The organism is Nocardia sp. IBHARD005 (assembly GCF_052814245.1).
On sequence record NZ_CP199935.1, the window covers coordinates 2,257,944 to 2,283,549 of the forward strand.

A 25,606-nucleotide genomic window follows, 5' to 3' on the forward strand; every position below is an offset into this window, starting at 1 on the left:
GGCGCCAGCCGCCAAATTACACAGGCAGCGGCATGATCCGGACAACGGTCGTGGTGACGCCGCCGACCACGAACCACAGCCGCAGCACCGTGTGCCCGGTCCGGTCACCCGGTTCGTGGCGGGCGCGCACGGTGATGTGCTCGCGGGCCAGCACCGGTGCCACATACTCGATCACGGCGCGGTGCGGTCCGGCGACCAGCTTCGGGAAGTCGACGAGGAACTGTTCGACGGCCTGCCAGTAGCAGGCATTGTTGACGTGGTTGTACTGGTCGATATCGGTCGCGCGGACCGGGAACGGCAGGTCGGTATCGGACTCGCGCGGCGCCGGATCGGTGAGATAGGGCCGCCAGCGCAGGCGATGCTCGTCGGTGGATCGGGCCAGGTAGGCGAGGCCGTCGTCGCTGATCCGGGCGGGCAGATTGCTCGATTCGCTGAGGTTGATCCAGAATCCCTCGGTCTCGATCAGCCCGCCGCGTTCGCTGGTGATCCGTGTGCGCATGTTCGTCCACCGGGTGGACATCGACGAACACCAGCGCTCGAGATGTACCTGATCGGGCCACACGACCGGGCGGATCACGTCGATGACGGTGCGGCGCACGATCCAGGTGGGATCGGTGAGATGCAGAGCCGTCTGATGCAGTTCGTCCCAGGCGATATCGGACAGGTAGCGCGCCACGGCGTCCAGGCGCAGTCGTTGATAAGGATCCACGTCGCCGGCCCGGACAGGCCACGCCGTGGCGAAACCCGTGCCCTCCTCGGGAAGCGGGGCCAGTGGCTGATCGAGTGACACGTGTGCTCCTTGCGCGGCACACCAGGTGCGCCGCGACGTCTTGCGTAGTTCTGTAGACGACTTTACGGGTCGCAGATCACACCCTCGCGGCGAGTCGGGACTAGGGGTACCAGGTGTCGATCACCAAGGGGGTAGCAGCGCGGTTGTCCTACATGACAGACCGATCCGCGCCCAGGTAGCCTGCTGTAATGGCCGGCGGAGCAATGGCGGGCTCGATGTTCGGGCGCTATGAAATTCGCAGACTTATCGGAGTCGGCGGTATGGGGGAGGTCTACGAGGCCTTCGACACCTCCAAGAGCCGTGTTGTCGCCCTCAAGATGCTCAACCGCGAACTCGCCACCGACCCCACCTTCGTGCAGCGCTTCCGCCGCGAATCGCACGCGATGGCGAGCGTGCAGGAACCGCACGTCATCCCGGTGCACGACTGGGGTGAGGTCGACGGCGTCCTGTATATCGACATGCGCCTGGTCAAGGGCGTCGATCTCAAGGAGCGGCTCCAGCAGTACGGCAGGCTCACCCCCGTCGAGGCGGTGCAGGTGATCGAGCAGATCGCGTTCGCGCTCGATGCCGCGCACGAGGCCGGCCTGGTCCATCGCGACGTGAAACCGGCCAACATCCTGCTCACCGGCAACCTGTTCGCCTATCTGGTCGACTTCGGCATCGCCCACGCCGCCACCGATCCGCAGCTCACCAGCGCGGGCAGCGCGGTCGGCTCGATGGCGTATATGGCGCCGGAGCGGTTCGAGAGTGTGCCGATGTCCCCGTCGGTGGACACCTACGCGCTCACCTGTGTGCTCTACGAATGCCTGGTCGGCCGAGTGCCGTTCCCGGTGAACAGCCTCGCGGGCGCGATCGGCTCGCACCAGATGGCGCCCGCCCCGCGCCCCAGCGCCGCCGACCCCACGCTGAGCACCTTCGATCCGGTGATCGAGCGGGGCATGGCCAAGCGCCCCGACCAGCGCTACGCCACCCCCGTCGACCTGGCCCGTGCCGCCAGGGCCGCGTTGATCCAAGCCGAACGCTCCACTCCCGCAACGGTATCCGGTCCCCGAATCGAGATCACCAGCCCGCAGGCTCCGCTGAACCGGTCCGCCGACCTTCCTTCCCCGCCGACAACCCGTGGCTCGGCTGTCGTCCCGGCCGACTCGCAACCCCCACCGACCAGGGACTCCGCGGCCTTGCCGCCCGACTCGCCCCCGACCCGGGATTCCGCTGCCTTTTCACCTGACTCGCACTCGCCTCCGACCCGGGATTCCGCTGCCTTTTCACCTGACTCGCACTCGCCCCCGACCCGGGACTCCGCTGCGCTGTTGCGTGACTCGCAGTCGCCCCCGACGATCCACGGCTCGGCAGCGTATTCCGCCGACGCACAGGCACCGCTGACGGTCAGGCAGCCGGCGTCTCGGCCGGCACGACAGGCGCCCGGCGCCAGGGCTTTCGGTCCGACCACTCGGGTTACGGGTCCGCAATCCGCCGAACCGTCTTCGACACGTCGGGTGACAGGCCCGCAATCCGCCCAACCGCAGCCGACGCGCCGCGTGACCGGACCCCAACCCGCAGGCGCGTATCGGGCAGCAGGGTACGAGCCCACGGCCCTGCGCGCGTCACCCAGTGTGGCCGGTCCCGGCCATGGGAGCGGTCACACCCATCCGTCGGCGCCGATACCGATTCCCCCGCAACGTAATTCGTCGACTCCGATCCTGGCCGGCGCGCTGGGTTCGCTGATCGTGTTGGCGGCGGTCGGTATCGGGGTGTGGTTCATGATGAGTGTCGACGACCGCCGCACCGTGGCCGTTCCGCCGGCGACCGGCGTCGTCGATCCATCCGTGATCGAGACCGTCAGCCGGACGGTTCCCACCACTGAACCAGCGCCGATCACGACCACCGTCCCCCCACTGCAATCGAGCGTCTCCGGCGCCGACGGCCAGGGTTTCCTGACAGCGGGCCCACGCTGCAACGACAACGACGCCGCCATGTCCATCGCGCGCACCACCAAATCCCGCGTCGTCATCTGCCACACCGGCGATCAGCGCTATTACTACAAGGGTGTGCGTGTCAGCGACGGCGCCGGGATCGAACTCGACGACCCGATACCCAACGGCGACGGCGCGTTCATCGCGACCAACTACACAGACGGCACCCAGTACCTGCTCAGTGCGGACGGACTCACGATCGCCACCCCCGGCAAAACGCCGATCACCGAGCCGGTGACCGAGTTCGCCCATCGTTGATCCCGCCGCCGGGTTATGTTCGCGGGTGAATGTCATCGCAGAGAGGTGTCGGAAATGCGCGCAGCCCAGATCGGCAAGTTGGACGGACCATCGGCGATCGAGATCGTCGATCTGCCCGAGCCCGTGGCCTATCCGGGCGGTGTCCTGATCGACGTGCACGCCGCGGGCATCGCCTTCCCCGATGTGCTGATGACGCGCGGTCTCTATCAGATGAAGCCGGGCCTGCCCTTCGTCGTGGGCGGCGAGGTGGCCGGGGTCGTGCGCGAGGCGCCGCAGGGTTCGTCGCTGCGCCCCGGTGACCGGGTCGCCGCGCTGACCATGCTGGGCAACGGTGTGGCCGAGGTGGCGGTGTCACCCGAGCACGCCGTGTTCGCGCTGCCGGACAACATCTCCCTCGAAGCGGGCGCGGGCGTGTTGTTCAACGACCTCACCGTCCACTTCTGCCTGACCAAGCGCGGCAGGCTGGCCCAGGGTGAGACGGTCCTGGTGCACGGCGCGGCAGGCGGGGTCGGCACCTCCACGCTGCGGATGGCCAAGGCGCTCGGCGCGGGCCGGGTGATCGCGGTGGTCAGCACCGACGCGAAAGCCCAGGTGGCCAAGGCCAATGGCGCCACCGACGTGGTACTCACCGACGGCTGGCTCGCCGCGGTGAAGGAACTGACCGGCGGTCGCGGCGTCGATATCGTCCTCGACCCGGTCGGTGGCGACCGCTTCACCGATAGCGTGCGCTCGCTGGCGGGCGGCGGCCGACTGCTGGTCGTCGGCTTCACCGCGGGGGAGATCCCGACGGTGAAGGTGAATCGCCTGCTGCTCAAGAACGTGGAGGTCGTCGGTGCCGCCTGGGGCGAATGGGTGATGACCCACCCCACCTACCTCGCTGAACAGTGGTCCGAGATCGCGCCGCTGCTCGCCTCCGGTGCGATTCCCGCTCCCGATCCGGTGCTGTACCCGCTGGAGAGCACCGCCGAAGCCGTTGCGGCACTGGATAACCGGACCGCCACCGGCAAGGTGGTCGTGCAGTTGCGCTGACCCGGGTGGCAGAGGTCGGCGGTAATGTCGGCGGATCATCGCGGGCCGACGGAGGAACTCGAATGCGGCTGTCGAATCGAACGCTCAACAGGACTTTGCTGGCCCGGCACCATCTGCTGGAGCGCTCCACGCTGACCGCCGCCCAGATGTGTGACCACCTGATCGGTATGCAGGCGCAAGACGTCGCGCCGCCGTTTGTCGGGTTATGGAGTCGGATAGCCGATTTCGATCCCGCGACGCATCGGAACTGATCCTGCGCTACCTGCGCGCGTGCGGTCCCGCGAGCACGATGGACATGCAGGCCTGGTCGCGGCTACCTGCCATGAAGAAGGCCGTCACCGAACTCGGCGACCGGGTCCGTACCTACACCGACGACCGCGGCCGCACCCTCTACGACGCCGCCGACCTCGAACTCGCCGACCCCGACCTGCCCGCCCCCGTCCGGCTGCTCGGTTGGTTCGACAACGCCCTGCTCTCGCACAAGGACCGCTCCCGCGACCGGTCGGCTCAGCGCTGATCCCGGTAGGCGGGCGCCTTCGCGGTCCCCGCCGGGGTCAATGTTTGCAGCAGCGGCATCGTTCGATGCGCGACCACCGTCGACAACACGATCACGCTGTGCGACCGCGCCACCGACCCCGTCCGATCGATGCTCAACAACACCGCCTGCAACCCGGCATGTGAATCGGCCCCGATCCGGCACAGCACGTCACCGGAGCCCGTCGTGGCGTACGCCTCCAGCACCCCCGGAATCGCCGCCAGCTCAGCGCTCACCGTATCCAGCGCGCCCTGCGCGATCTCCAAGGTCACGAACGCCTGGACATCGAAACCCGCTGCGGTGACATCGATCTGCGGATCGTAGGAGGCGATCACCCCGGATTCCTCCATCCGGTTGATCCGCGCCTGCACCGTCGCCCGCGCGACCTTCGTCCGCCGCGACAGCTCGAGAATTCCGGCCTTCTGGAACTCGTGCATCGCGGTGAGGATCGCCAGGTCGAGCTCATCCAATTTCGCGGGCGTGCGCATGAGAAGACCTCCATGTCCGGTTGCTATTCAAATTGTCCACCATTTGTGTGTATTCGGTGGCTTCTCGAGCCAGCCTGTTCAGGCAAATACGCAGTAGTTGCCCACCTGTGGTGTGACGCGATTTCCTAGGACATGACCATTGAGCAGCAGCTCGTCGGGCTGATCGAGCACGACGACAGTGTCGATCCGTTTCCGGTGATCGGGTGGGACGCACTCGTCTGGGTTGTCGGTAACGCGACCCAGAGCGCCCACTTCCTGCAATCCGCGTTCGGCATGCGGCTCGAAGCGTATTCGGGGCCCGAGACCGGCAATCGCGACCACAAGTCGTTCGTGCTGCGCAGCGGGGGAGCGCGCTTCGTGATCACCGGCGCTGTCGACCCCGGCAGCTCACTCGTCGCCCACCACGACCGCCACGGCGACGGCATCGTCGACATCGCGCTCGAGGTCCCCGACGCGGACCGCTGCATCGCCTGGGCCCGCGAGCACGGCGCGACGATTCTCGTCGAACCCCATGACGAGACCGACGAATTCGGCACCGTCCGCGCCGCCGCACTGGCCACCTACGGCGACACCAGGCACACCCTGATCGACCGCTCCGGCTACGCCGGTCCCTATCTCCCCGGCTATATCGCGCGCACCTCCACCCGCGAGCCGGGCAAGCGCGTATTCCAGGCGATCGACCACGTGGTCGGCAATGTCGAACTCGGCATGATGGACCGCTGGGTCGACTTCTACCGCGGCGTCATGGGATTCACGAACATGGCCGAGTTCGTCGGCGACGACATCGCCACCGAGTACTCCGCGCTGATGAGCAAGGTCGTCGCCAACGGCAACCACCGCGTGAAGTTCCCGCTCAACGAACCGGCGGTGGGCCGCAAGCGTTCTCAGATCGACGAGTACCTCGAGTTCTACCGCGGCCCCGGCGTACAACACATCGCGCTGGCCACCGGCGACATCCTCGAAACCGTCGACGCCCTGCGCGCCGAGGGCATCGAATTCCTTGCCACCCCCGACACCTATTACGAGGACCCGGAATTGCGCGCCCGAATCGGGGCCGTACGCGTACCGGTCGGCGAACTCCAGCGCCGAGGCATCCTGGTCGATCGCGACGAGGACGGCTACCTCCTGCAGATCTTCACCCGCCCCCTCACCGATCGCCCCACCGTCTTCTTCGAACTCATCGAGCGACACGGCTCACTCGGTTTCGGAAAAGGCAACTTCAAGGCCCTCTTTCAGGCCATCGAACGCGAGCAGGAGGCCCGCGGCAATCTGTGACCGGACCGCACCGCCGGTTAGAGTTCATGGCATGCGGATCCCCTCGGCGATCATCACCGGCATGACCTTTGTTGTCATGCTGACGTCGTGCGGATCGGGGGGCGACTCCGATACGCCGGCAAGGCCGAACCGACCACCACCGAAGGTCGCCTCACTCGGCCCCTTCGTCGGCGAGTGCGGTCATGTCACCGACGACGAAGTGCGCACCCTCGCCGGCCTCGGCCAGATCGCGCGGGTCTACAAGAACGCGACCGGCTGCAACTGGCAGGCGGCCGGATTATCTTCGCCCAGCGTCACTTTCGCCTCGTACCGAGGCAGTCCGATCGAACGTGAGAAGGCGTGGGTGTCCAACGTGGGCCGCGCACCGGAGACCGTCGACGTCGGCGGCCACCCCGGCTTCCAAGCACTCGCGCCGGAGGGCACTGTCTGCGACTTCGCTGTGCAACTCGACGACGACTTCTTCGAATGGTCGATATCCACCGGCCTCTTCGCCACCGGCGGAAACCCGTGCGACCGGACCAGGAAACTGGCCGAGCTGACCGTGGGACGGCTGAAGTGAGGGCGGGCAGGATCACCGTCGCCGCGCTGATGCTCACCCTCGCGCTGGCAGGCTGCGGCCAGAAGATCGAGGGCACCGCCCGGCCGCTCGGCCAGGGTGGCGGCGGGGAGTCGATCAACACCGACTTCGACAAACTCCTGCGCGAGTGCGAGGTCGTGGCCGCCGGCAAGATCGGCGAGATCGTCGGCAACGCCAAGATCGTCGGTGCCTCCTTCAGCGGTGCCGTCTGCATGTGGGACATCGAGGACGCACCGGGTGGGGGAGCCATGGCCAGCCTCAACTGGTACGAGATGGGTACCCTGAACAACGAGAAGACCACCAACGACAAGCTGGGTTACCTCTCCGGCGACATCACCGTGCAGGGCCGCAGGGCGCTGCAGGTGCGTCGGCCGGGCGACAACGACTCCTGTGGCGTCACCGCACCGGCCGCCGATGTCGGCGTCGTCGGCTGGTGGATCAACTACCGGCCCGGCTCGGCTCACCCCGATCCGTGCGCGGGCGCCCAGAAATTGGTCGAGCTGACTCTGGATCTCGCCCGGTAGAAGGCTTGACGCGGCCCCCCGCTTTGACCCCGAATCGGGCAGGTGGGTATCGTAGATCCCTGTGCCCGGATTGCTACGGGCAAGTTCGTGTGTGAACGTAGGCCAGCGAAAGCGGCCGATACGTTCCAGCGTGCCTTGAAAAGGGCACTGAGCGCCACCGCGACACGCCCGACCACGGGTTAACGGAAACGTGGTCTGACGTGCGAGTGAAAGCTCGATGAACTGCAAGACACTGCACACCAAGCGCAATTACCAATAAGGAAAGCCGGTCTATGCCAACCATCAACCAGCTGGTCCGCAAGGGTCGCCGCGACAAGGTCACCAAGACCAAGACTGCGGCCCTGAAGGGGAGCCCGCAGCGTCGTGGTGTGTGCACTCGCGTGTACACCACCACCCCCAAGAAGCCGAACTCCGCGCTCCGTAAGGTCGCGCGTGTTCGCCTGACCAGCGCGATCGAGGTCACGGCGTACATCCCCGGTGAGGGCCACAACCTGCAGGAGCACTCGATGGTGCTCGTTCGCGGCGGTCGTGTGAAGGACCTTCCCGGTGTCCGTTACAAGATCATCCGTGGATCGCTCGACACCCAGGGCGTGAAGAACCGCAAGCAGGCGCGCAGCCGCTACGGCGCCAAGAAGGAGAAGAGCTGATATGCCACGCAAGGGCCCCGCACCCAAGCGTCCGCTGATCAACGACCCGGTCTACGGGTCCCCGCTGGTCACTCAGCTGGTCAACAAGATCCTGATGGACGGCAAGAAGTCCACCGCCGAGCGCATCGTCTACGGCGCACTCGAGCAGGCGCGTGAGAAGACCGGCACCGATCCGGTCGTCACCCTCAAGCGCGCGCTGGACAACGTCAAGCCCGCCCTCGAGGTGAAGCCCCGCCGCGTCGGTGGCGCCACCTACCAGGTGCCGGTCGAGGTCCGTCCGGGCCGCGCCAACACCCTCGCGCTGCGCTGGCTGGTCAGCTACTCCCGCGCCCGTCGCGAGAAGACCATGGTCGAGCGTCTCGCCAACGAGCTCCTCGATGCCAGCAACGGCCTCGGTGCCGCCGTGAAGCGTCGCGAGGACACCCACAAGATGGCCGAGTCGAACCGGGCCTTCGCGCACTACCGCTGGTGATTGCCCGGCCCGTCACTTAAAAGGGAGAATTTCGTGGCACAGGACGTGCTCACCGACCTGAACAAGGTCCGCAACATCGGCATCATGGCCCACATCGATGCGGGCAAGACCACCACGACCGAACGCATCCTGTTCTACACCGGTATCACGTACAAGATCGGTGAAGTTCACGATGGCGCGGCCACGATGGACTGGATGGAGCAGGAGCAGGAGCGTGGTATCACCATCACCTCCGCGGCTACCACCTGTTTCTGGAAAGACAACCAGATCAACATCATCGACACCCCCGGGCACGTCGACTTCACCGTCGAGGTGGAGCGTTCGCTGCGCGTGCTCGATGGTGCGGTCGCGGTGTTCGACGGCAAAGAGGGTGTCGAGCCCCAGTCCGAGCAGGTGTGGCGTCAGGCCGACAAGTACGACGTGCCGCGTATCTGCTTCGTGAACAAGATGGACAAGCTCGGTGCGGATTTCTACTTCACCGTGCAGACCATCAAGGACCGTCTCGGCGCTCGCCCGCTCGTGATCCAGCTGCCGATCGGCGCTGAGAACGACTTCGAGGGCATCGTCGACCTGGTCGAGAACAACGCCAAGGTCTGGAAGGGCGAGACCAAGCTCGGCGAAGAGTACGAAGTCGTCGCGATTCCGGCCGATCTCGAGGAGAAGGCCGCGCAGTACCGTCAGGAACTGCTCGAGACTGTCGCCGAGTCCGACGAGGCGCTGCTCGAGAAGTTCTTCGGTGGCGAGGATCTCACCATCGAGGAGATCAAGGGCGCCATCCGCAAGATGACGGTCAACTCCGAGCTGTACCCGGTGCTGTGTGGTTCCGCGTTCAAGAACAAGGGCGTTCAGCCCATGCTCGACGCGGTCATCGATTACCTCCCTTCCCCGCTGGACGTCGAGGCCACCACCGGCCACGTGCCCAACAAGGAAGAAGAGCTGATCACCCGCAAGCCCAACGTCGACGAGCCGTTCGCGGCGCTGGCGTTCAAGATCGCGGTGCACCCGTTCTTCGGTGAGCTCACCTACGTGCGCGTGTACTCGGGTCAGGTCGCCTCCGGCGCCCAGGTCGTGAACTCGACCAAGGGTAAGAAGGAGCGTCTGGGCAAGCTGTTCCAGATGCACTCCAACAAGGAGATGCCGGTCGCCACGGCTTCGGCAGGCCACATCTACGCGGTCATCGGCCTGAAGGACACCACCACCGGTGACACCCTGTGCGACGCGCAGAACCAGGTCGTCCTCGAGTCGATGACCTTCCCGGATCCGGTCATCGAGGTCTCGATCGAGCCCAAGACCAAGTCCGACCAGGAGAAGCTCGGCACCGCGATCCAGAAGCTGGCGCGCGAAGACCCGACGTTCTCGGTGAAGCTCGACCAGGAGACCGGCCAGACCGTCATCGGCGGCATGGGCGAGCTCCACCTCGACATCCTCGTCGACCGTATGCGTCGCGAGTTCAAGGTCGAGGCCAACGTCGGCAAGCCGCAGGTGGCCTACCGCGAGACCATCACCAAGAAGGTCGAAAAGCACGAGTACACCCACAAGAAGCAGACGGGTGGCTCCGGCCAGTTCGCGAAGGTCATCATCGCCCTCGAGCCGTTCATCGGCGAGGACGGCGCGGCCTACGAGTTCGAGAACAAGGTCTCCGGTGGTCGCGTGCCCCGTGAGTACATCCCGTCTGTTGACGCGGGCGCCCAGGATGCCATGCAGTACGGCGTGCTCGCCGGCTACCCGCTGGTGAACCTGAAGGTCAGCCTGCTCGACGGCGCGTACCACGACGTCGACTCCTCGGAAATGGCGTTCAAGATCGCGGGCTCCGCGGCCCTCAAGGAAGCGGCCCGTAAGGCCGGTCCGGTGATTCTCGAGCCGCTCATGGCGGTCGAGGTCATCACGCCCGAGGAATACATGGGCGACGTGATCGGCGACCTCAACTCCCGCCGTGGCCAGATTCAGGCCATGGAGGAACGCAGTGGTGCCCGTGTCGTCAAGGCGCTGGTTCCGCTCTCGGAGATGTTCGGTTACATCGGTGACCTGCGGTCCAAGACCCAGGGTCGCGCGAACTACTCCATGGTGTTCGCCCAGTACGCGGAGGTTCCGGCCAACGTGTCCAAGGAGATCATCGCTAAGGCGACCGGCGAATAAAACCCTCTTGCGGTCCAGTGACACACTGGACCGCAAGTGCTGGACGTCAAGAAAAAAACCCGATCCCCACCCCCAGTGGGGATGACACACGCACTGCTGCAAATGCACGCACCAACAAGTCCAGGAGGACCCAAAGTGGCGAAGGCGAAGTTCGAGCGGACGAAGCCGCACGTCAACATCGGCACCATCGGTCACGTCGACCACGGCAAGACCACGCTGACTGCAGCGATCACCAAGGTGCTGGCTGACAAGTTCCCGACCCTGAACGACGCGTTCGCGTTCGATCAGATCGACAAGGCGCCGGAGGAGAAGGCTCGTGGTATCACGATCAACATCTCCCACGTCGAGTACCAGACGGAGAAGCGCCACTACGCGCACGTCGACGCCCCGGGCCACGCGGACTACATCAAGAACATGATCACCGGTGCGGCGCAGATGGACGGCGCCATCCTGGTGGTCGCGGCCACCGATGGCCCGATGCCGCAGACTCGCGAGCACGTGCTGCTCGCCCGTCAGGTCGGCGTGCCCTACATCCTGGTCGCGCTGAACAAGTCGGACATGGTCGATGACGAGGAAATCCTCGAGCTCGTCGAGATGGAGGTCCGCGAACTGCTGGCCTCGCAGGAATTCGACGAGGACGCGCCGGTCGTGCGTGTCTCCGGTCTGAAGGCCCTCGAGGGCGACGAGAAGTGGTCTGAGGCCATCGTCGAGCTCATGGCTGCCGTCGACGAGTCGATCCCGGAGCCGGTCCGCGAGACCGAACTCCCGTTCCTGATGCCGGTCGAGGACGTCTTCACGATCACCGGTCGTGGCACCGTCGTCACCGGTCGTATCGAGCGCGGCATCGTCAACGTGAACGAGGAAGTCGAGATCGTCGGCATCCGCGAGAAGAGCACCAAGACCACCGTCACCGGTATCGAGATGTTCCGCAAGCTGCTCGACCAGGGCCAGGCGGGCGACAACGTCGGCCTGCTGGTTCGTGGCATCAAGCGCGAAGATGTCGAGCGTGGCCAGGTTGTCGTCAAGCCGGGCACCACGACTCCCCACACGGAGTTCGAGGGCCAGGCGTACATCCTGTCGAAGGACGAGGGCGGTCGCCACACCCCGTTCTTCAACAACTACCGCCCGCAGTTCTACTTCCGTACCACGGACGTGACCGGCGTCGTTACCCTCCCCGAGGGCACCGAGATGGTCATGCCTGGCGACAACACCGAGATGACCGTCAAGCTGATCCAGCCGGTCGCCATGGACGAAGGCCTGCGCTTCGCGATCCGCGAAGGTGGCCGCACCGTCGGTGCCGGTCGCGTCACGAAGATCATCAAGTGAGTCGGTAAGACCCACTGCACAACCTGAACGGCGTCGCTCCCCCGGGAGCGGCGCCGTTCGGCGTTTTCGGACGCTGCTTGCTTCTGCTGCGCGTGCCCATTGACGGATACAATCGCACTGTGTCCAACCACTCGCGGATTACCTTCGACCCAGATCAACTCGGCGGCAGGCCGTGCATCCGCGGTATGCGGATCAGGGTGAAAGACGTCCTCGAACTCCTGGCCGAGGGAGAGAGCGAAGAAGCGATCCTCGAGGACTACCCCTACCTCGAGCGCGAAGACATCCGCGCCTGCCTCGCCTTCGCGGCAGCTGAGGCCGATCACCCGATCTTGCGGACCGCTTCTTGAACTTCCTTGTCGATGCGCAGCTACCGCCTGCGCTGGCACGCGCCTTGGCGAGCGAAGGGCATGACGCAGTGCATGTCTGCGATCTGAACATGACCTCCGCTTCCGACCCCGAAGTCTGGAATGCAGCGATACTTCGGGACGCCGTAATCGTCACCAAGGACGAGGATTTCATCCTGCTCGGTCGCGCGAAGGGTGGCGCGGATGTCCCGGCGGTGGTATGGATCCGGATCGGAAACTGTTCGCGGAAGGCGCTTCTCGCGGCGATTCTGCCCATTCTGCCGACAATTGTCGAGATGCTCGACGCTGGGGAAATAGTCATAGAGGTTCGCTGAGCACTGCACAACCTGAACGGCGTCGCTCCCCTGGGAGCGGCGCCGTTCGGCGTTTTCGGAGGGGAGTCAGTCGGCAGCGTTGAGGCGCACGTGGACGGTAACCCGGCCCCGGGGATCGCGATGGGCGACCGCATGGCCGGAGTGGTCGACGCCGTCGATGCGGAGGGTGACGGGGGCGCCCGCGTCGAGAAAGTTGCGCCACCACTTCTTCTTGTCGGGCATCGCGGCACCGATGAGGTATTCGTCGCCGGAACGCCGATAGTTGACCGGCGTTGTGAAGGTCCGCCCGGAACGACGACCCGTATAACTGATCTGGGCGAATGATCTACCCAGGACCTTGCCGATGCCCGGCGCCTCGGTCAAGGCGACCACCCCGGCGTTCATTCCTCGCAATCCCCGACGCAACAACGATTCTCGAGTCAACGGCTTCTCCTGCCTGATGAAGAACGAATGTGCTGTGCCCCAAGCTACCGAGGGTCTTTGGCAATGCGCTGAGAGTCGGTGGGGGTGCGGCGTTATCAGCGAATCTTGGCTCCGTAGACGTGTTCGACGGACAAGGCCATGAGTACGCGCCGGTCCGTGACCATGACCTCGCGGTACTCGTTCCAGTCGGGGTGCTCGCCTGCCGCTGCTCGGTAGTAGTCGACCAATGCTTCGACTTCCGGCCCGGTCGGATCCGTGCCGGGGCCGGTCAGTGTCGCGGTGCCCTCGGCGGTGGCCCAGGACCAGCCGTCGGCGCTGGTGACTTCGATGGCGGCGCGGGGGTCGCGACGGAGGTTGACCGTCTTGGCGCGGCCTTCGGTCATGGAGACATAGATGATGCCCGCGGCGCGGTCGTAGTACGGGGTGACGGGGGAGAGTTGGGGGCGGCCGTCGGACTTGATGGTGGCGAGGATGCCGATGCGGGAGTTGGCGATGAGGGCGTGCAGGTCGAGTGGGGTTTCGGGCATCGGTCGGCTCCTAGGGGTGGCTGGGCTGCTCGTTGTGACGAACCGTGGTGGTCGCGTGTTTATGCCCGCGGGCCGAAATCCCGTCGACAGCACGCCGTCTCCTCGCGTAGAACTTGTCGCATGGTTACAGCACGTCCGCAGTCGCGGTTCTAGCTCGCATCGGGTCCATCGGCGCCGGTGCGGCGCCGCGTGATCCGACGCCCGTGCCGTCCCAGGAACGCACAACTGGCGAGCGTCGATTCATCGACCGAACCAGCCTGGGGGATTCCCATGACCAGAACCGATCTCGCCCGAATACGCAATATCGGCATCGCCGCCCACATCGACGCGGGCAAGACCACGACCACCGAGCGGGTGCTGTTCTACACCGGCGTTACTCGCACGATGGGTGAGGTGCACGACGGCACGGCCGTCATGGATCGCATGATCCAAGAGCGCGAGCACGGCATCACGATCACCTCGGCGGCGACCACCTGCTGGTGGAACAAGCATCAGATCACCATTATCGACACCCCCGGCCACGTCGACTTCACCGCCGAAGTGGAGCGCACGCTGCGGGTGCTCGACGGTGCGGTCGCGGTATTCGATGCCAAGGAAGGCGTCGAACCACAGTCCGAGCAGATCTGGCGCCAGGCCGATAAATACGGTGTGCCGCGGATCTGCTTCGTGAACAAGATGGACAAGCTCGGGGCCGATTTCGAGTTCACCGTGCGAAGCATCGAGCAGCGACTCGGCGTTCGCCCGTTGGTGGTCCAGCTGCCGATCGGTGCGGAACGTGAGTTCGACGGCATCATCGACCTGGTCGCGATGACCGCGAAGGTGTGGCGTGGCGACACCGACCGCGGCGCGCGTTTCGACACGGTGGAGATCCCAGACAATTTGCGTGCCAAGGCTTTACAACATCGTGAGGCGTTGGAGGCGGCGGTCGCGGAAGGCGACGAGGAAGTGCTGGAGCGCTACCTCGCCGGGCTCCCGATCACGGTCGATGTTCTCAAAGCCGCGATCCGGCGGATGACGATCGACGCACAGGCCTACCCGGTCCTGTGTGGCTCGGCGTTGGCGAACATCGGCGTGCAACCGCTGCTGGACGCCATCGTCGACTACCTGCCTTCGCCACTCGATGTCGTTGCGGTACAGGGGTTCTCGCTCGAGGGTGAACCTGTTCACCGTGTGCCCGAGATCGCCGAGCCGTTCGCGGCCCTGGCGTTCAAAGTCGCGGTGCATCCGTTCTTCGGCACTCTCATCTACCTGCGGGTCTACTCCGGTGCCGCCGAACCCGGTGCTGCCGTTCTGAATTCGGCAAATGGGCGAAAGGAGCGCCTCGGCAAACTGTTCCAGATGCATTCGAGCACCGAGATCGCCGTCGAACGGGTGCAGGCCGGTCAGATCTGTGCGGTGATCGGTCTGAAGACGACGCGCACCGGACACACCCTGTGTGACCCGGACGCTCCCATCGTGCTCGAGCCGATGACCTTCCCCGACCCGGTGCTCGCGGTATCGATCGAACCGAGGACCCGCGCGGATCAGGACAAGCTGGGCACCGCCCTGGCGCGTCTGGCCGAGGAGGACCCGACGTTCACCGTGCGTGCCGACACCGAAACCGGTCAAACGGTCATCGGTGGCATGGGCGAACTGCATCTGGAGGTTCTGGTCGACCGGATGAAACGGCAGTTCGGGGTGGATGCCGAGATCGGCGTGCCACGCGTGGCATATCGCGAAACCATCACCACCGCAGTCGAACTGTTCGAATACACCCACCGCAAGCAGGTGGGCGGACGCGGCCAGTTCGCCAAGGTGGCGATCGCGCTGGAACCACACGTGGCCGACGACGGCGCGATCTACGAATTCGACAGCCGGGTCACCGGCGGGCGGGTACCGCGGGAGTACATCCCCGCGGTCGACGCGGGCGCACAAGACGCACTCCGCATCGGCCCACTCGCGGGCTTCCCCCTGGTGAACGTGAAAGTGACGCTGCTCGACGGCGCCGCCCACGTTCAGGATTCGTCCGACCTGGCTTTCCGCCTGGCCGGTGCGGCGGCGGTGCGAGCCGCGGTCGTGAAGGCGAAGCCAGTACTCCTCGAACCGATGATGGCCGTAGAGGTCCTCACCCACGAGGAGTACGTCGGCGAGATAATCGGTGACCTCAACGCCCGGCGCGGCCGGGTCACCGACCTCACCGAACGGGGCGGCGCCCACGTCATCCGCGCGCTGACCCCGCTCCAGGAGATGTTCGGCTACATCGGGGACCTGCGCTCGAAAACCCGTGGCCGAGCGAACTACTCGATGGTGTTCGACTCCTACGCCCCGGTCCCGCCGGGTGCGGCGGAGTCGATCATCGCGGGCGGCTGATCGAAACCGGTGGCGTCGTGAGTGCGACGTCACCGGTTCTTCGGCCTATCCGCTGGACGTGCCGGAGTGAATCATCGCCGGAAGTTATCGCGTCCCGGTGGTCAGCAGTCGCAGCGCATCGGCTGAACTCTCATCGCCCCCGCCGTACTGGCGGGCGCTCGCAGCGCCTTCGTCTGTCGTCGCCGCCGGCCATCCTGCATGCCGTCCTCGGGTTGGCGGCTTTCCGCCTGCTCCACGGCAACTCGCCGGGCATCCCACCGATCGAGCCGGGGTCAGCCGAGTTGGGTCATGCCCGCCGCGACCACCTGGGCGACATTCATCAGGTCGTCGGCCGTCGGAACGGGTAGGCCGTCGAGGGCGTGGAGGCGGTCGGTACTGGCGATGGCGAACATGGCGGACACCCAGGCCGCGGCGCACGCGTGGAGGGTGCCGGGTCGAACGGGGACCGGCGTGCTGGCTTGCAGCACGCGGGCGGTGACGTCGAGGAGTTGGTCGCGCAGGGTGCGCAGTGTGCGTCGGACGTCGGGGTGGGTGTCGGCCTCGCGCCACATGATCACGCGCAGGACCGAGGAATGGTGGTCGCGCAGGTTGATCGCGGTGTCGAGGTTGATGAGACTGGCGGCCGGATCGCCGGGGGTGACCACGGCGGTGAGGTCGTCGATCGGGTGTTCCGGGACGCGTTCGCGCATGAGCGCGGACAGGATCGCGTTCTTGGTGGGGAAGTAGTAGAAGACCAGTCCTTTCGGCACGTCGGCGGCCGCGGCGACGGCCGCGGTCGCGGTGGCATCGAATCCCTGGGTGGCGAACAGGGTTTCGGCGGCATCCAGGATGAGTTGCCGGGCGTCGCCATCGCGTTTGGCGTTGCGGCGCCCGACTCGTCGGCCCGGCATCAGTGATGTGGAGCCATGTGGTGCAGGCGCTGGTTCATCGCGGGTAGTGCGGCGACCGCCACCACCACCGTCACCACTCCGACCACCCATGCGGTCCAGGATGCGCCGCGGAATGCGGTGAAGTCCATCGCCCACGGCGAGATGAACAGCAGCGCGCCGAACACGCCCATCGCGTAGTCCGCGACGATCAGGTCATCCCTGGCCATCTGGGCCAGACCGGTCACGGCGATGAGTACGCCGAGCACGACAAGGGTCCAGCGGGCGTTGTCGTTGGTGCTGAGCCACAGGGGCGACAGTGCGGTGAATGCGCCGAGCACGACAGCGAGAAAATCCTGTGCGCGACTGTTGGTGAACATAGGTTATGCCTCCTCGATGAGACGAAAAATACTTCTGACCTCGGTCTACTCCTGATTGACCGCCCGGTCGATACCGGAAGCGGCACGGTTGGGTTGCGACGTGGGTGTCACAGGGGCCCGGCGCACTGGTACAAACATCTGGGGCCGTCGTGGTCCGCGATACAGCAGAACATGGCATGGGTGCGGTCGGTGACCGAGCATGCCGAGAGGACACAACATGAGCGCGCCCATCGTGATCGTCGGAGCGGGTCTGGCAGGCCTGCGCACGGCCGAGGAACTGCGTCGGGCCGGGTACGAGGGCGGGGTGCTGCTGCTCGGTGACGAGACGCGCCCGCCGTACGACCGTCCGCCGCTGTCGAAGCAGTTCGTGCGCGGCGAGACCGACGACACCACTCTTCGGCCGCCGGAGTTCTTCGCGGACAAGAACATCGAGCTGCGCCTCGGCACCGCCGTCACCGGCGTCGACACCGCCGCGCGCACCATCACCCTGGCCGACGCCGGCACCCTCGCCTACGACCAGCTGATCATCGCGACCGGTCTGCGCCCGCGCAGGCTCCCCGGCTTGCCCGATGTCGCGGGCGTGCACGTGCTGCGCGCCCACGAGGACGCCGAGACGCTGCGCGCCGAACTCGACGGTGCCAACCGCGCACTGATCATCGGCGCCGGTTTCATCGGCTGTGAACTCGCCGCCAGCTTCCGCGCCGCCGGCGTCGAGGTCACCCTCGTCGAACCGCAGCCGACCCCGCTGGCGTCGGTTCTCGGCGAACAGGTCGGTGGCCTGGTGGCGCGCATGCACCGCGACGAAGGCGTCGACCTGCGCTGCGGCATCGGTGTCGACACCCTGCGCGCCGACGACTCCGGCCGGGTGCGCGGCGCGGTCTGCACCGACGGCACCGAAATCGACGCCGACCTGGTCGTGGTCGGCGTCGGATCCGTCCCCGTCACCGATTGGCTGGCCGACTCCGGCATCGAACTGGCCGACAGGTCCGCGGGCGGTGGCGTGCTCGCCGACGAGGTCGGCCGCACCTCCGCCGACGCCGTCTGGGCCGTCGGCGACGTCGCCGCCTGGCAGCACGACAGCGGCGTCCGCAAGCGCGTAGAACACTGGACCAGCGCGGGTGAACAGGCGAAACTCCTGGTCACCGCCCTCCTCGGCGGCGCGCCCCCCACCATGGCCCGCGTCCCGTACTTCTGGAGCGACCAGTACGACGTCAAAATCCAGGCCCTCGGCACCCCATCGCCCAACGACGACGTCACCATCGTCACCGACGACGGCCGCAAGTTCCTCGCCTACTACTCCCGCGACGGCATCCTCACCGCCGTCCTCGGGGCGGGCCTGACCGCCCAGGTGATGAAACTCCGCGCGAAGCTGGCGACCTCCACCCCGGTTGCCGACCTCCTCGCCGCGACAGGCTGAGGGTCAGGGGACTCGAACCCCTCACCCTGTCGTCGAGCCAGCGCCATATGGCCTGATTCGCTGGCAGGCCCTAGGGGAATCGAACCCCTAACCCCTGCCTGGATTCGGCATCGGGTCATCTGACCGTACGCGGTCTCGACACGGGCGCACGCACGGTCGCGAAGGACCGACCTCGCCCCTGTAATACGGTGTAGCGGTGATCGTCGCGCTCATCGATTCCGGACTCGGCCTGTTGCCTACGGCTTCGTGGTTGCGCAAGCTGCGGCCCGATGTCGATCTGCTGCTGCTGCTCGACCCCGATGGCGCGCCGTGGGGACCAAAGTCCGAGCAATGGGTGGTCGAGCGGGTCGTCGGCGCCGCGCGGCAGGCGGTCGAGTCGGGGGCCGAGGTGATCGTGCTGCCGTGTAATACCGCCAGTGTCACCGCGTTGGCTCATGTGCGGGCCGAGGTGGGGGGTTCGGTGCCGGTGATCGGTACGGTGCCCGCCATCAAACCGGCTGCCGCGCAATGCAATTCGGTGGCGGTGTGGGCGACGGCGGCCACCACCGCCAGCCGCTACCAAGCCGACCTGATCGCCAGGTTCGGCGGTGACGCGAAGGTCGTCGGGGTCGCCTGCCACGGACTGGCCGACGCGATCGACCGCGGCGATGTGACGGCGATCCGCGAGTCGATCGCCGACTCCGCCGCGCGCACCCCGGCCGACGTCGAGGGTGTGGTCCTCGGCTGCACGCACTACCCGCTGGTCATCGACGCCATCGTCGCGGCCCTGCCCGACGGCGTGCGACTGTTCGACAGCGCCAAGGCCGTCGCCGCCCAAACCCTGCGCAAGATGGACGAGCTCGGTCGCCCCACCACCGGCACCGGCATCGTCACCGTCCGCACGAGCGGGCGGCCGGGCGAATTGCCTTCCGGTGCGGCGACATTCGAGTCGGGCCGCCTGCTCGGCGCGCTGCCCGCTTGATCGGCGGGCGGCCGATCGATCGACGGCGCAGGCGCCGGGGCGACAGCCTGCGCGAACATGTCACCGCACCCGTGTTGAATGCGGAGTGAATCCCTCGACCCGGAGGTGCGTGTGTCCGAGCTCCCCACCGCTGCACAGGTGCGCAAGGCCCTCGCCGACCTGGCGAACCCCACTGACGCGCATCACCTGCAACGCTTCTTCAAAACCGGTCCCGGCGAATACGGCGAGGGCGACATCTTCCTCGGCATCCGAGTCCCCGTCACCAGAAGTGTGGCGAAAAAGTTCCCCACGCTGCCGCTGTCGCAGATCGACGAACTCCTGGACAGCCCCCTCCATGAGGAACGCCTGGCCGCCCTGTTCATCCTCAACGCCCGCTTCGCCGCGGCATCGAAACCGCGCGTCCTCGACGACAAGGCCCGCGCGGAGATGGTCGACCTCTACCTAGCAGCGGTCCGAAGGGGCCGAGTCAACAACTGGGACCTGGTCGACGCCTCCGCCGAGAACATCATCGGCCCCTGGCTGCTCGACAAAGACCGCACCCTGCTTTTCGAACTGGCCCAGCAGGATTCACTCTGGGAGCGCCGCGTAGCCCTGCTGTCCACGTTCGCCTTCATCAAGGCGGGCGACCCGAGCACGACCCTGGAACTCGCCGAAATCCTTCAGGCGGACCACCGGGACCTCATCCAGAAGGCACTCGGCTGGATGCTGCGCGAAGTAGGCAAACGCGTCGACCAGGCCGCGCTCACCGACTTCCTGAACAAGAACGCACCCGAATTGGGCCGCACCGCTTTGAGTTACGCGACCGAGCACCTCGATCCCGAGCAACGCGCCGCCTACCGCGCCATGCGCTAGAACTGGATCCGCAGCCGATCGGTGACCGGCCGCGCCTGGCAGCCGAGGATGTACCCGTTCTCGATGTCCTCGGGATCCAGGATCTCCGAATTGGCCATCTCCACTTTGCCTTCCAGCACCGTGCAGGCACACGACCCGCACTCGCCTTCCTGGCAGGAGTAGGGTACGTCGAGGCCTTTGTCGAGCATGATGTCGACGAGCGTCTGCATACGCGGCCACGACATCTCGTGCACCTGACCGTCGAGCTCCACCTCGACCGTCGCCGCGTCGGCGGCCTCGGCCTCGGACACCTCGGCGGGTGCGTGGTCGGCGAACGGATCGCCCGCGAGGGAATTGAACACCTCGGCGTGGGTCCGGTTCCGCGGCACCTCGAGCGCGGCCAGCGAGTCGTGCACCAGGTCCATGAACGGCTTCGGCCCGCACATGAACGCCTCGTAGGCGGTGTAGGGCGCGACCAGGGTGGCCATCATGTCGGCGGTCGGCAGTCCGAGCAGCGGTTCGAGCCAGTGGATGACGGTGAATCGCTGGGGATACTTGCCGACGAGATCGCGGAGTTCCTCGGCGAAGATCACCGAGTTCGCGTCCCGGTTGGCGTAGACGAGCACGATCTTGCCCGAACCCTGCGACAGCGCCGACTTCAGAATCGACATCACCGGGGTGATCCCGCTACCCGCCCCGAACAGCAGCAGGTCCTCGTCGAGATTCTTGGGCGTGAACACACCCGACGGCGGCAGCACCTCGATCTGGTCGCCTGCGGCGAGGTTGTCGCACAGCCAGTTCGAGCCGTAGCCGCCCTCGGTGCGCTTGACGGTTACCTTCGGCAGGTCATCGGTGAACGGTGAACTGGCCAGCGAATAGCAGCGGGCGACCGATCCGGTCTGCTCGCTCGGGATGCGCAGCGTCAGGAACTGACCGGGGGAGTAGGTGAAGCGCTCGCGCAGTTCGGCGGGTACCTCGAAGACCACGGAGTGGGTATCGGCTGTTTCGGTGATCACCGCGGCTACCCGCAGCACCACCGAGCGCGAGCCGTGCGGAACCTCGACTGTGGTCATGTCGTCCTCTCGGGCAAAACTAGAACGTGTTTCAGTTTCATGCTAGGCCGGGACGCGCCTGCAGGGCAAGCTGTGCCTCGAGTCCGGCGACCAGCACCTCCATCCCGAAGTCGTAGGAGTACTTGCCGCGCAGGTCGGACATGTACTTCGTGGCTCGGGCCACGGCCTCGGGCAGCAGCACGTCCGCCGGCGCGGAACGGTCGCGCGGGTTCACTCTGCTGCGGCCGAACAGGTAGGTGTGGATGGTCGCGTAGGCGGCCAGCACGTTGCGGTCGCTGAAGCCCGCGTCGAACAGGATCTCCATCACGGCGTCGATCAGGTCGAGCTGCTTGCCGAGCATCTGCTCGAGCAAGATGTCGCCAAGGCCGGGATGCGTGCGCAGTTTATCGTCTATCTGATCGATCAGATCGCGCAGCCGCTGCTGCCACGGTCCGGACTCGCGCGGCGGCTTGCGCACCCCGGCCAGCGCGGCGCTCGCGACCAGATCGAGCAGCTCGCGCTTGTCGGCCACGTAGTAGTACGGCGCCATCGGTGACACCCCGAGCTCGCGCGAGAGCCGCCGCATCGATAGCTTTTCGACCCCGTCCTCACGGACCACCTTGAGTGCCGCATCGACGATCTCGGCCTCGGACAGAGTCGAATTCGCGCCACTCCCCGCCCCTCCGTGGTTACGCAAGCTTCCTCCTCCGGGGCTGAAACTCGCGGCGCGCCGTCGAACCAGCACCCGCCCCACCATGGTTACGCACGCCTCTGCCTCACCTGTAGCTGCCGCCGGGCCATCAGCCCTTTCCCGTCCTGCCCCCGGAAGTCTAGAGGGGTTCGCACTCGATGGGGACGGGGTGTGCACAGAGAGAGAATTTCCGATTCCACCCTTTATGGCAGTCACTGACGTTAAGGTCGGAGGTGACCGGCAACACACTGGAGGTAGTCATGCCTGAGAACACCACACCTGCGACCGTCGAATCCGGCGAGGACCTGGTCACCGAGACGCTGATCGAAGAGGTCAGCATCGACGGCATGTGCGGCGTGTACTGACCATGCTCGATCTCGACACCCGTTGGACGCTGCACCCGCGGGTCTCGTTGCGCCCGGAGTCCTTCGGCGCGCTGCTGTACCACTTCGGGACCCGCAAGCTCTCGTTCCTCAAGAGCCGCGATCTCGTCGACGTGGTCCGGTCGCTGCCCGCGCACAGTTCTGTGCGTGACGCACTGCGCGCCAAGGGCATCGACGCCTCCGACGCGCACCTCGCCGCGCTCGGGCAGCTGGCCGATACCGACATGATCGTGCCGACCCCGGGCCCGGTCACCCCCGCACCCGCCCCGATTCACGCCGCCACATCGCAGGCAGGCCCCGCGACGCAGGGCGGCAGGCTGATCGACCGTTTCGAATCGGGCCTGGCCGCACCGATCTGCCTCACCTGGGAACTCACCTACGCCTGCAACCTGTCGTGTGTGCACTGCCTGTCCTCCTCGGGCCGCCGCGACCCGAACGAACTGAGCACCGAACAGTGCAAGGCGCTGATCGACGAGTTCGAGCGCATGCAGATCTTCTACGTCAATATCGGCGGCGGTGAACCGACCGTGCGCCCGGACTTCTGGGAACTGGTCGACTACGCCACCGCGCACAATGTGGGGGTCAAGTTCTCCACCAACGGCGTTCGCATCAACGAAGAGATCGCCGCGCGGCTGGCGGCCAGCGATTACGTCGACGTGCAGATCTCCCTCGACGGCGCCGACGCCGCGGTCAACGATGCCGTGCGTGGCCCCGGCTCCTACGACACCGCGATCAAGGCGCTGTCGAATCTCGCCGCGGCGGGTTTCACGGACGCGAAGCTCTCGGTCGTCGCCACCCGCCACAACATCTCCCAGCTCGACGAGTTCAAGGCCATCGCCGACAAGTACGGCGCCACACTGCGACTCACCCGCCTTCGTCCCTCGGGTCGCGGCGCGGACGTGTGGGACGAACTGCACCCGCTGCCCGAACAGCAGCGCGAGCTCTACGACTGGCTCGTGCGCAACGGCGAGGGTGTGCTCACCGGCGACTCGTTCTTCCACCTGTCCGCATTCGGCTCGGCCCTACCGGGTTTGAACATGTGTGGCGCGGGCCGGGTGGTCTGCCTGGTCGACCCGGTCGGCGATGTCTACGCCTGCCCGTTCGCCATCCACGACCGCTTCAAGGCCGGAAACATCGTCGCCGACGGCGGTTTCGCGGCGGTCTGGACCGACTCGGAGCTCTTCGCCGAACTGCGCGAGCCGGTCGACGGTGGCGCGTGCACGAAGTGCTCGCACTACGACTCCTGCCGTGGTGGCTGCATGGCCGCGAAATTCTTCACCGGCCTGCCCGCCAACGGACCGGACCCGGAGTGCGTGCAGGGCTACGGCGAAGCGGCACTGTCGGCACCGGGACGCACGATTCCGCGCCCCGCCGTCGACCACTCGCGCCCGGTTCGCAGCCGAACCAGGGTGTCGCTGCCGCTGACCGTGCAGCGCCCACCGGCCAAGGCGTGCAACGAGAGTCCGCTCGGTTGAGTCGATCCCGGTTGCCGGAAGTGCGCTGCCGATCTTGTTGACGCGTCCGGCAACCGGTCACAACGGTATTTCGGACAGACTTTGGTCCTTTTTTCTGGGGTGATGATGTCTGCGGGGCCAACTGCGAATAGCATGCGAGGAATGCGCCATGATCGTCTGCCCGACGGCTTCGGGGTACGGATCGATCCACGGGTACGCGCATTTTCCGGGGGTCGGATCCTGATCGGAGGATCGCCCGCACGGATGCTGCGCTTGGCCCCGGAGGCCGCCGAGCTGATCGGCGACGGATACCTGGAGGTGACCGACACCAAGTCCGCGATCGTCGCCCGCCGACTGCTCGATTCCGGCGTGGCCAACCCACGTCCGCGGCTCGAACCGTCACTCGACGATGTCACCGTCGTCATCCCGCTCTACAACAACGCCGACGGGCTGTTACGTCTGCTGGCGGTGCTGCGCGGGCACAACGTGATCGTCGTCGACGACGGTTCCGACGAGCCGGTCCGCATCCCGCCGCGACCGGGCCGCGGTCAGGTGACGGTGCTGCGGCACGAAAGCCCGCTCGGCCCCGCGGCAGCGCGCAATGCCGGATTACAGGCGGCGACTACGGTCTTCGTCGCGTTCCTCGACTCCGATGTGGTGCCACGCAGCGGATGGCTCGAGGTCATGCTCGGACATTTCAGCGATCCGCAGGTCGCGCTGGTCGCGCCGCGCATCGTCGCGTTGGACTCCGAATCCAACGCGCTCGCCCGCTACGAACACACCCGCTCCTCCCTCGACCTCGGCCGCCGCGAGTCGGCAGTGCACGCGCGCGGCATCGTGTCGTATGTGCCGAGTGCGGCGCTGCTGGCCAGGCGAGCCGCGCTGCTCGGCGAGGGCGGATTCGACGAGTCGATGCAGGTGGCCGAGGATGTCGACCTGTGCTGGCGGCTCGAACGCGCGGGCTGGCGGTTGCGCTACGAGCCCGCCGCGCACGTCGCCCACGATCACCGGGTCGCCTTCCGCGCCTGGTTCGGGCGAAAGCTGTTCTACGGCACCGGTGCCGCACCGCTGGGGAAACGGCACTCGGGCCTGGTCTCGCCGCTGTCGGTGCCGACCTGGACCGTGCTGGCGAGTCTGCTGTTCGCGACACTGTCGAAGTGGGGTCTGCTCGGCGGACTCGTCACCCTCGCCACCGCGCTGGTTCGCCTGCGCCGGGTCTTCACCGAACTCGACAACCCGACCAGGATCGCCGCGGTCTACCTGGCGCGCGGCTACTTCGCCGGCATGTGGCGACTGGCTTCGGCGATGTGCCGGGACTATTGGCCGGTGACGCTGCTCGCCGTCATCGCGTCGAGGCGCATCCGCAAGATCGCCATCACCATGGCACTGGCCGACGGCCTGGCCGACTGGTTCACCCATCGCGACGCCGGCGGCCTCGACCCGCTGCGCTATGTGGCCTACAAACGCCTCGACGACGTGGCCTACGGCACGGGCCTGTGGCTCGGCGTCATCAGGGCACGCAGTTTCGAAGCGCTCAAACCGAGCGTTCCGCCTCGCTGAATC

General features: G+C 66.4%; 28 protein-coding genes. 20 read left to right on the plus strand and 8 right to left on the minus strand.

The genetic code is table 11. The annotated features are described in order from the left end of the window. Positions 1-16 precede the first annotated feature (16 nt). Complete coding sequence (locus tag ACTWPB_RS10765; protein ID WP_446225516.1) at positions 17-790, minus strand: acyl-[acyl-carrier-protein] thioesterase; 774 nt, start codon at positions 788-790, stop codon at positions 17-19. A 188-nt stretch (positions 791-978) separates the two neighbouring features. Between ACTWPB_RS10765 and ACTWPB_RS10770 the strand changes: the two genes are divergently transcribed. The 4 genes from ACTWPB_RS10770 to ACTWPB_RS10785 all read left to right on the plus strand — a co-directional run bounded on the left by ACTWPB_RS10770 (position 979) and on the right by ACTWPB_RS10785 (position 4,567). Continuing rightward, entirely contained in the window at positions 979-3,021 is a 2,043-nt protein-coding gene (locus tag ACTWPB_RS10770) for a protein kinase domain-containing protein (RefSeq protein ID WP_446225517.1), read from the plus strand. A 54-nt stretch (positions 3,022-3,075) separates the two neighbouring features. Then, positions 3,076-4,050, plus strand: coding sequence for an NADPH:quinone oxidoreductase family protein (locus tag ACTWPB_RS10775; RefSeq protein ID WP_446225518.1), 975 nt, complete (start codon positions 3,076-3,078; stop codon positions 4,048-4,050). Positions 4,051-4,112: 62 nt separating this feature from the next. Continuing rightward, positions 4,113-4,301: a hypothetical protein gene (locus tag ACTWPB_RS10780; protein WP_446225519.1), complete on the plus strand. Its 189-nt coding sequence runs from the start codon at positions 4,113-4,115 to the stop codon at positions 4,299-4,301. Further along, positions 4,256-4,567, plus strand: coding sequence for a DNA glycosylase AlkZ-like family protein (locus ACTWPB_RS10785; protein WP_446225520.1), 312 nt, complete (start codon positions 4,256-4,258; stop codon positions 4,565-4,567). The genes ACTWPB_RS10780 and ACTWPB_RS10785 overlap by 46 nt, the downstream gene beginning before the upstream one ends. Here ACTWPB_RS10785 and ACTWPB_RS10790 read toward each other — a convergent pair. After that, positions 4,558-5,073, minus strand: coding sequence for an Lrp/AsnC family transcriptional regulator (locus ACTWPB_RS10790; protein ID WP_446225521.1), 516 nt, complete (start codon positions 5,071-5,073; stop codon positions 4,558-4,560). The genes ACTWPB_RS10785 and ACTWPB_RS10790 overlap by 10 nt on opposite strands. Positions 5,074-5,205: 132 nt before the next feature. On the opposite strand from ACTWPB_RS10790, the gene hppD reads away from it, so the two are divergent. The 9 genes from hppD to ACTWPB_RS10835 all read left to right on the plus strand — a co-directional run bounded on the left by hppD (position 5,206) and on the right by ACTWPB_RS10835 (position 12,709). Next, positions 5,206-6,348, plus strand: a complete 1,143-nt coding sequence (gene hppD, locus ACTWPB_RS10795) for a 4-hydroxyphenylpyruvate dioxygenase (RefSeq protein WP_446225522.1) — start codon at positions 5,206-5,208, stop codon at positions 6,346-6,348. Positions 6,349-6,379: 31 nt separating this feature from the next. After that, positions 6,380-6,907, plus strand: coding sequence for a DUF3558 domain-containing protein (locus tag ACTWPB_RS10800; protein WP_446225523.1), 528 nt, complete (start codon positions 6,380-6,382; stop codon positions 6,905-6,907). Beyond that, entirely contained in the window at positions 6,904-7,449 is a 546-nt protein-coding gene (locus tag ACTWPB_RS10805; protein ID WP_446225524.1) for a DUF3558 domain-containing protein, read from the plus strand. Before ACTWPB_RS10800 ends, ACTWPB_RS10805 begins: the two co-directional genes overlap by 4 nt. A 272-nt stretch (positions 7,450-7,721) precedes the next feature. Beyond that, a complete protein-coding gene (gene rpsL / locus ACTWPB_RS10810; RefSeq protein WP_056814220.1) occupies positions 7,722-8,096 on the plus strand; it encodes a 30S ribosomal protein S12 in 375 nt (124 codons plus the stop codon). A gap of 1 nt (position 8,097) precedes the next feature. Further along, complete coding sequence (gene rpsG, locus ACTWPB_RS10815; RefSeq protein ID WP_056814216.1) at positions 8,098-8,568, plus strand: 30S ribosomal protein S7; 471 nt, start codon at positions 8,098-8,100, stop codon at positions 8,566-8,568. Positions 8,569-8,601: 33 nt separating this feature from the next. Continuing rightward, positions 8,602-10,704, plus strand: a complete 2,103-nt coding sequence (gene fusA / locus ACTWPB_RS10820) for an elongation factor G (RefSeq protein ID WP_446225525.1) — start codon at positions 8,602-8,604, stop codon at positions 10,702-10,704. A 135-nt stretch (positions 10,705-10,839) separates the two neighbouring features. Beyond that, positions 10,840-12,030, plus strand: a complete 1,191-nt coding sequence (tuf, locus tag ACTWPB_RS10825; protein WP_446225526.1) for an elongation factor Tu — start codon at positions 10,840-10,842, stop codon at positions 12,028-12,030. Positions 12,031-12,149: 119 nt separating this feature from the next. Continuing rightward, positions 12,150-12,377 (plus strand): DUF433 domain-containing protein, encoded by a 228-nt coding sequence (locus ACTWPB_RS10830; RefSeq protein ID WP_446225527.1) that lies wholly within the window; start codon positions 12,150-12,152, stop codon positions 12,375-12,377. Beyond that, on the plus strand, positions 12,374-12,709 hold the full coding sequence (locus tag ACTWPB_RS10835) for a DUF5615 family PIN-like protein (protein ID WP_446225528.1): 336 nt from the start codon (positions 12,374-12,376) through the stop codon (positions 12,707-12,709). Before ACTWPB_RS10830 ends, ACTWPB_RS10835 begins: the two co-directional genes overlap by 4 nt. A 66-nt stretch (positions 12,710-12,775) precedes the next feature. On the opposite strand, the gene ACTWPB_RS10840 is transcribed toward ACTWPB_RS10835, so the two are convergent. Together ACTWPB_RS10840 and ACTWPB_RS10845 are read right to left on the minus strand one after the other, a co-directional pair. Then, positions 12,776-13,093 carry a nitroreductase/quinone reductase family protein gene (locus ACTWPB_RS10840; RefSeq protein WP_446225529.1) on the minus strand — a complete coding sequence of 106 codons (318 nt, stop codon included), beginning with the start codon at positions 13,091-13,093 and terminating at the stop codon, positions 12,776-12,778. 134 nt (positions 13,094-13,227) lie between these two features. Continuing rightward, positions 13,228-13,659, minus strand: coding sequence for a PPOX class F420-dependent oxidoreductase (locus ACTWPB_RS10845; protein WP_446225530.1), 432 nt, complete (start codon positions 13,657-13,659; stop codon positions 13,228-13,230). A gap of 270 nt (positions 13,660-13,929) precedes the next feature. On the opposite strand from ACTWPB_RS10845, the gene fusA (ACTWPB_RS10850) reads away from it, so the two are divergent. After that, on the plus strand, positions 13,930-16,008 hold the full coding sequence (gene fusA, locus ACTWPB_RS10850) for an elongation factor G (RefSeq protein WP_446225531.1): 2,079 nt from the start codon (positions 13,930-13,932) through the stop codon (positions 16,006-16,008). A gap of 272 nt (positions 16,009-16,280) precedes the next feature. Here the strand turns inward: fusA (ACTWPB_RS10850) and ACTWPB_RS10855 are convergent, their stop codons facing one another. Together ACTWPB_RS10855 and ACTWPB_RS10860 are read right to left on the minus strand one after the other, a co-directional pair. Further along, complete coding sequence (locus tag ACTWPB_RS10855; RefSeq protein WP_446225532.1) at positions 16,281-16,898, minus strand: TetR/AcrR family transcriptional regulator; 618 nt, start codon at positions 16,896-16,898, stop codon at positions 16,281-16,283. After that, positions 16,898-17,254 (minus strand): SPW repeat domain-containing protein, encoded by a 357-nt coding sequence (locus ACTWPB_RS10860; RefSeq protein WP_446225533.1) that lies wholly within the window; start codon positions 17,252-17,254, stop codon positions 16,898-16,900. The genes ACTWPB_RS10855 and ACTWPB_RS10860 overlap by 1 nt, the downstream gene beginning before the upstream one ends. A 217-nt stretch (positions 17,255-17,471) precedes the next feature. Between ACTWPB_RS10860 and ACTWPB_RS10865 the strand changes: the two genes are divergently transcribed. The 3 genes from ACTWPB_RS10865 (at position 17,472) to ACTWPB_RS10875 (ending at position 20,484) form a co-directional block, all read left to right on the plus strand. After that, a complete protein-coding gene (locus ACTWPB_RS10865; RefSeq protein ID WP_446225534.1) occupies positions 17,472-18,671 on the plus strand; it encodes an NAD(P)/FAD-dependent oxidoreductase in 1,200 nt (399 codons plus the stop codon). Positions 18,672-18,867: 196 nt separating this feature from the next. Then, positions 18,868-19,632: a glutamate racemase gene (locus tag ACTWPB_RS10870; protein WP_446225535.1), complete on the plus strand. Its 765-nt coding sequence runs from the start codon at positions 18,868-18,870 to the stop codon at positions 19,630-19,632. A gap of 78 nt (positions 19,633-19,710) precedes the next feature. Next, the gene (locus ACTWPB_RS10875; RefSeq protein WP_446225536.1) at positions 19,711-20,484 is read left to right on the plus strand and encodes a DNA alkylation repair protein; all 774 of its coding nucleotides are present in this window, start codon (positions 19,711-19,713) and stop codon (positions 20,482-20,484) included. On the opposite strand, the gene ACTWPB_RS10880 is transcribed toward ACTWPB_RS10875, so the two are convergent. Together ACTWPB_RS10880 and mftR2 are read right to left on the minus strand one after the other, a co-directional pair. After that, positions 20,481-21,536 carry a 2Fe-2S iron-sulfur cluster-binding protein gene (locus ACTWPB_RS10880; protein ID WP_446225537.1) on the minus strand — a complete coding sequence of 352 codons (1,056 nt, stop codon included), beginning with the start codon at positions 21,534-21,536 and terminating at the stop codon, positions 20,481-20,483. The two genes, ACTWPB_RS10875 and ACTWPB_RS10880, sit on opposite strands and share 4 nt — an antisense overlap. Positions 21,537-21,573: 37 nt before the next feature. Further along, positions 21,574-22,212 carry a mycofactocin system transcriptional regulator MftR2 gene (gene mftR2 / locus ACTWPB_RS10885; protein WP_446225538.1) on the minus strand — a complete coding sequence of 213 codons (639 nt, stop codon included), beginning with the start codon at positions 22,210-22,212 and terminating at the stop codon, positions 21,574-21,576. 254 nt (positions 22,213-22,466) lie between these two features. Here mftR2 and mftA point away from each other — a divergent pair, with 254 nt between their 5' ends. From mftA to mftF, 3 genes are all read left to right on the plus strand, one after another. Next, positions 22,467-22,571 carry a mycofactocin precursor MftA gene (gene mftA, locus ACTWPB_RS10890; protein ID WP_446225539.1) on the plus strand — a complete coding sequence of 35 codons (105 nt, stop codon included), beginning with the start codon at positions 22,467-22,469 and terminating at the stop codon, positions 22,569-22,571. A 2-nt stretch (positions 22,572-22,573) separates the two neighbouring features. Beyond that, positions 22,574-24,064 carry a mycofactocin radical SAM maturase gene (gene mftC, locus ACTWPB_RS10895; RefSeq protein ID WP_446226298.1) on the plus strand — a complete coding sequence of 497 codons (1,491 nt, stop codon included), beginning with the start codon at positions 22,574-22,576 and terminating at the stop codon, positions 24,062-24,064. Positions 24,065-24,205: 141 nt separating this feature from the next. Continuing rightward, a complete protein-coding gene (mftF, locus tag ACTWPB_RS10900; protein ID WP_446225540.1) occupies positions 24,206-25,603 on the plus strand; it encodes a mycofactocin biosynthesis glycosyltransferase MftF in 1,398 nt (465 codons plus the stop codon). The last annotated feature ends 3 nt before the right edge of the window (positions 25,604-25,606 follow it).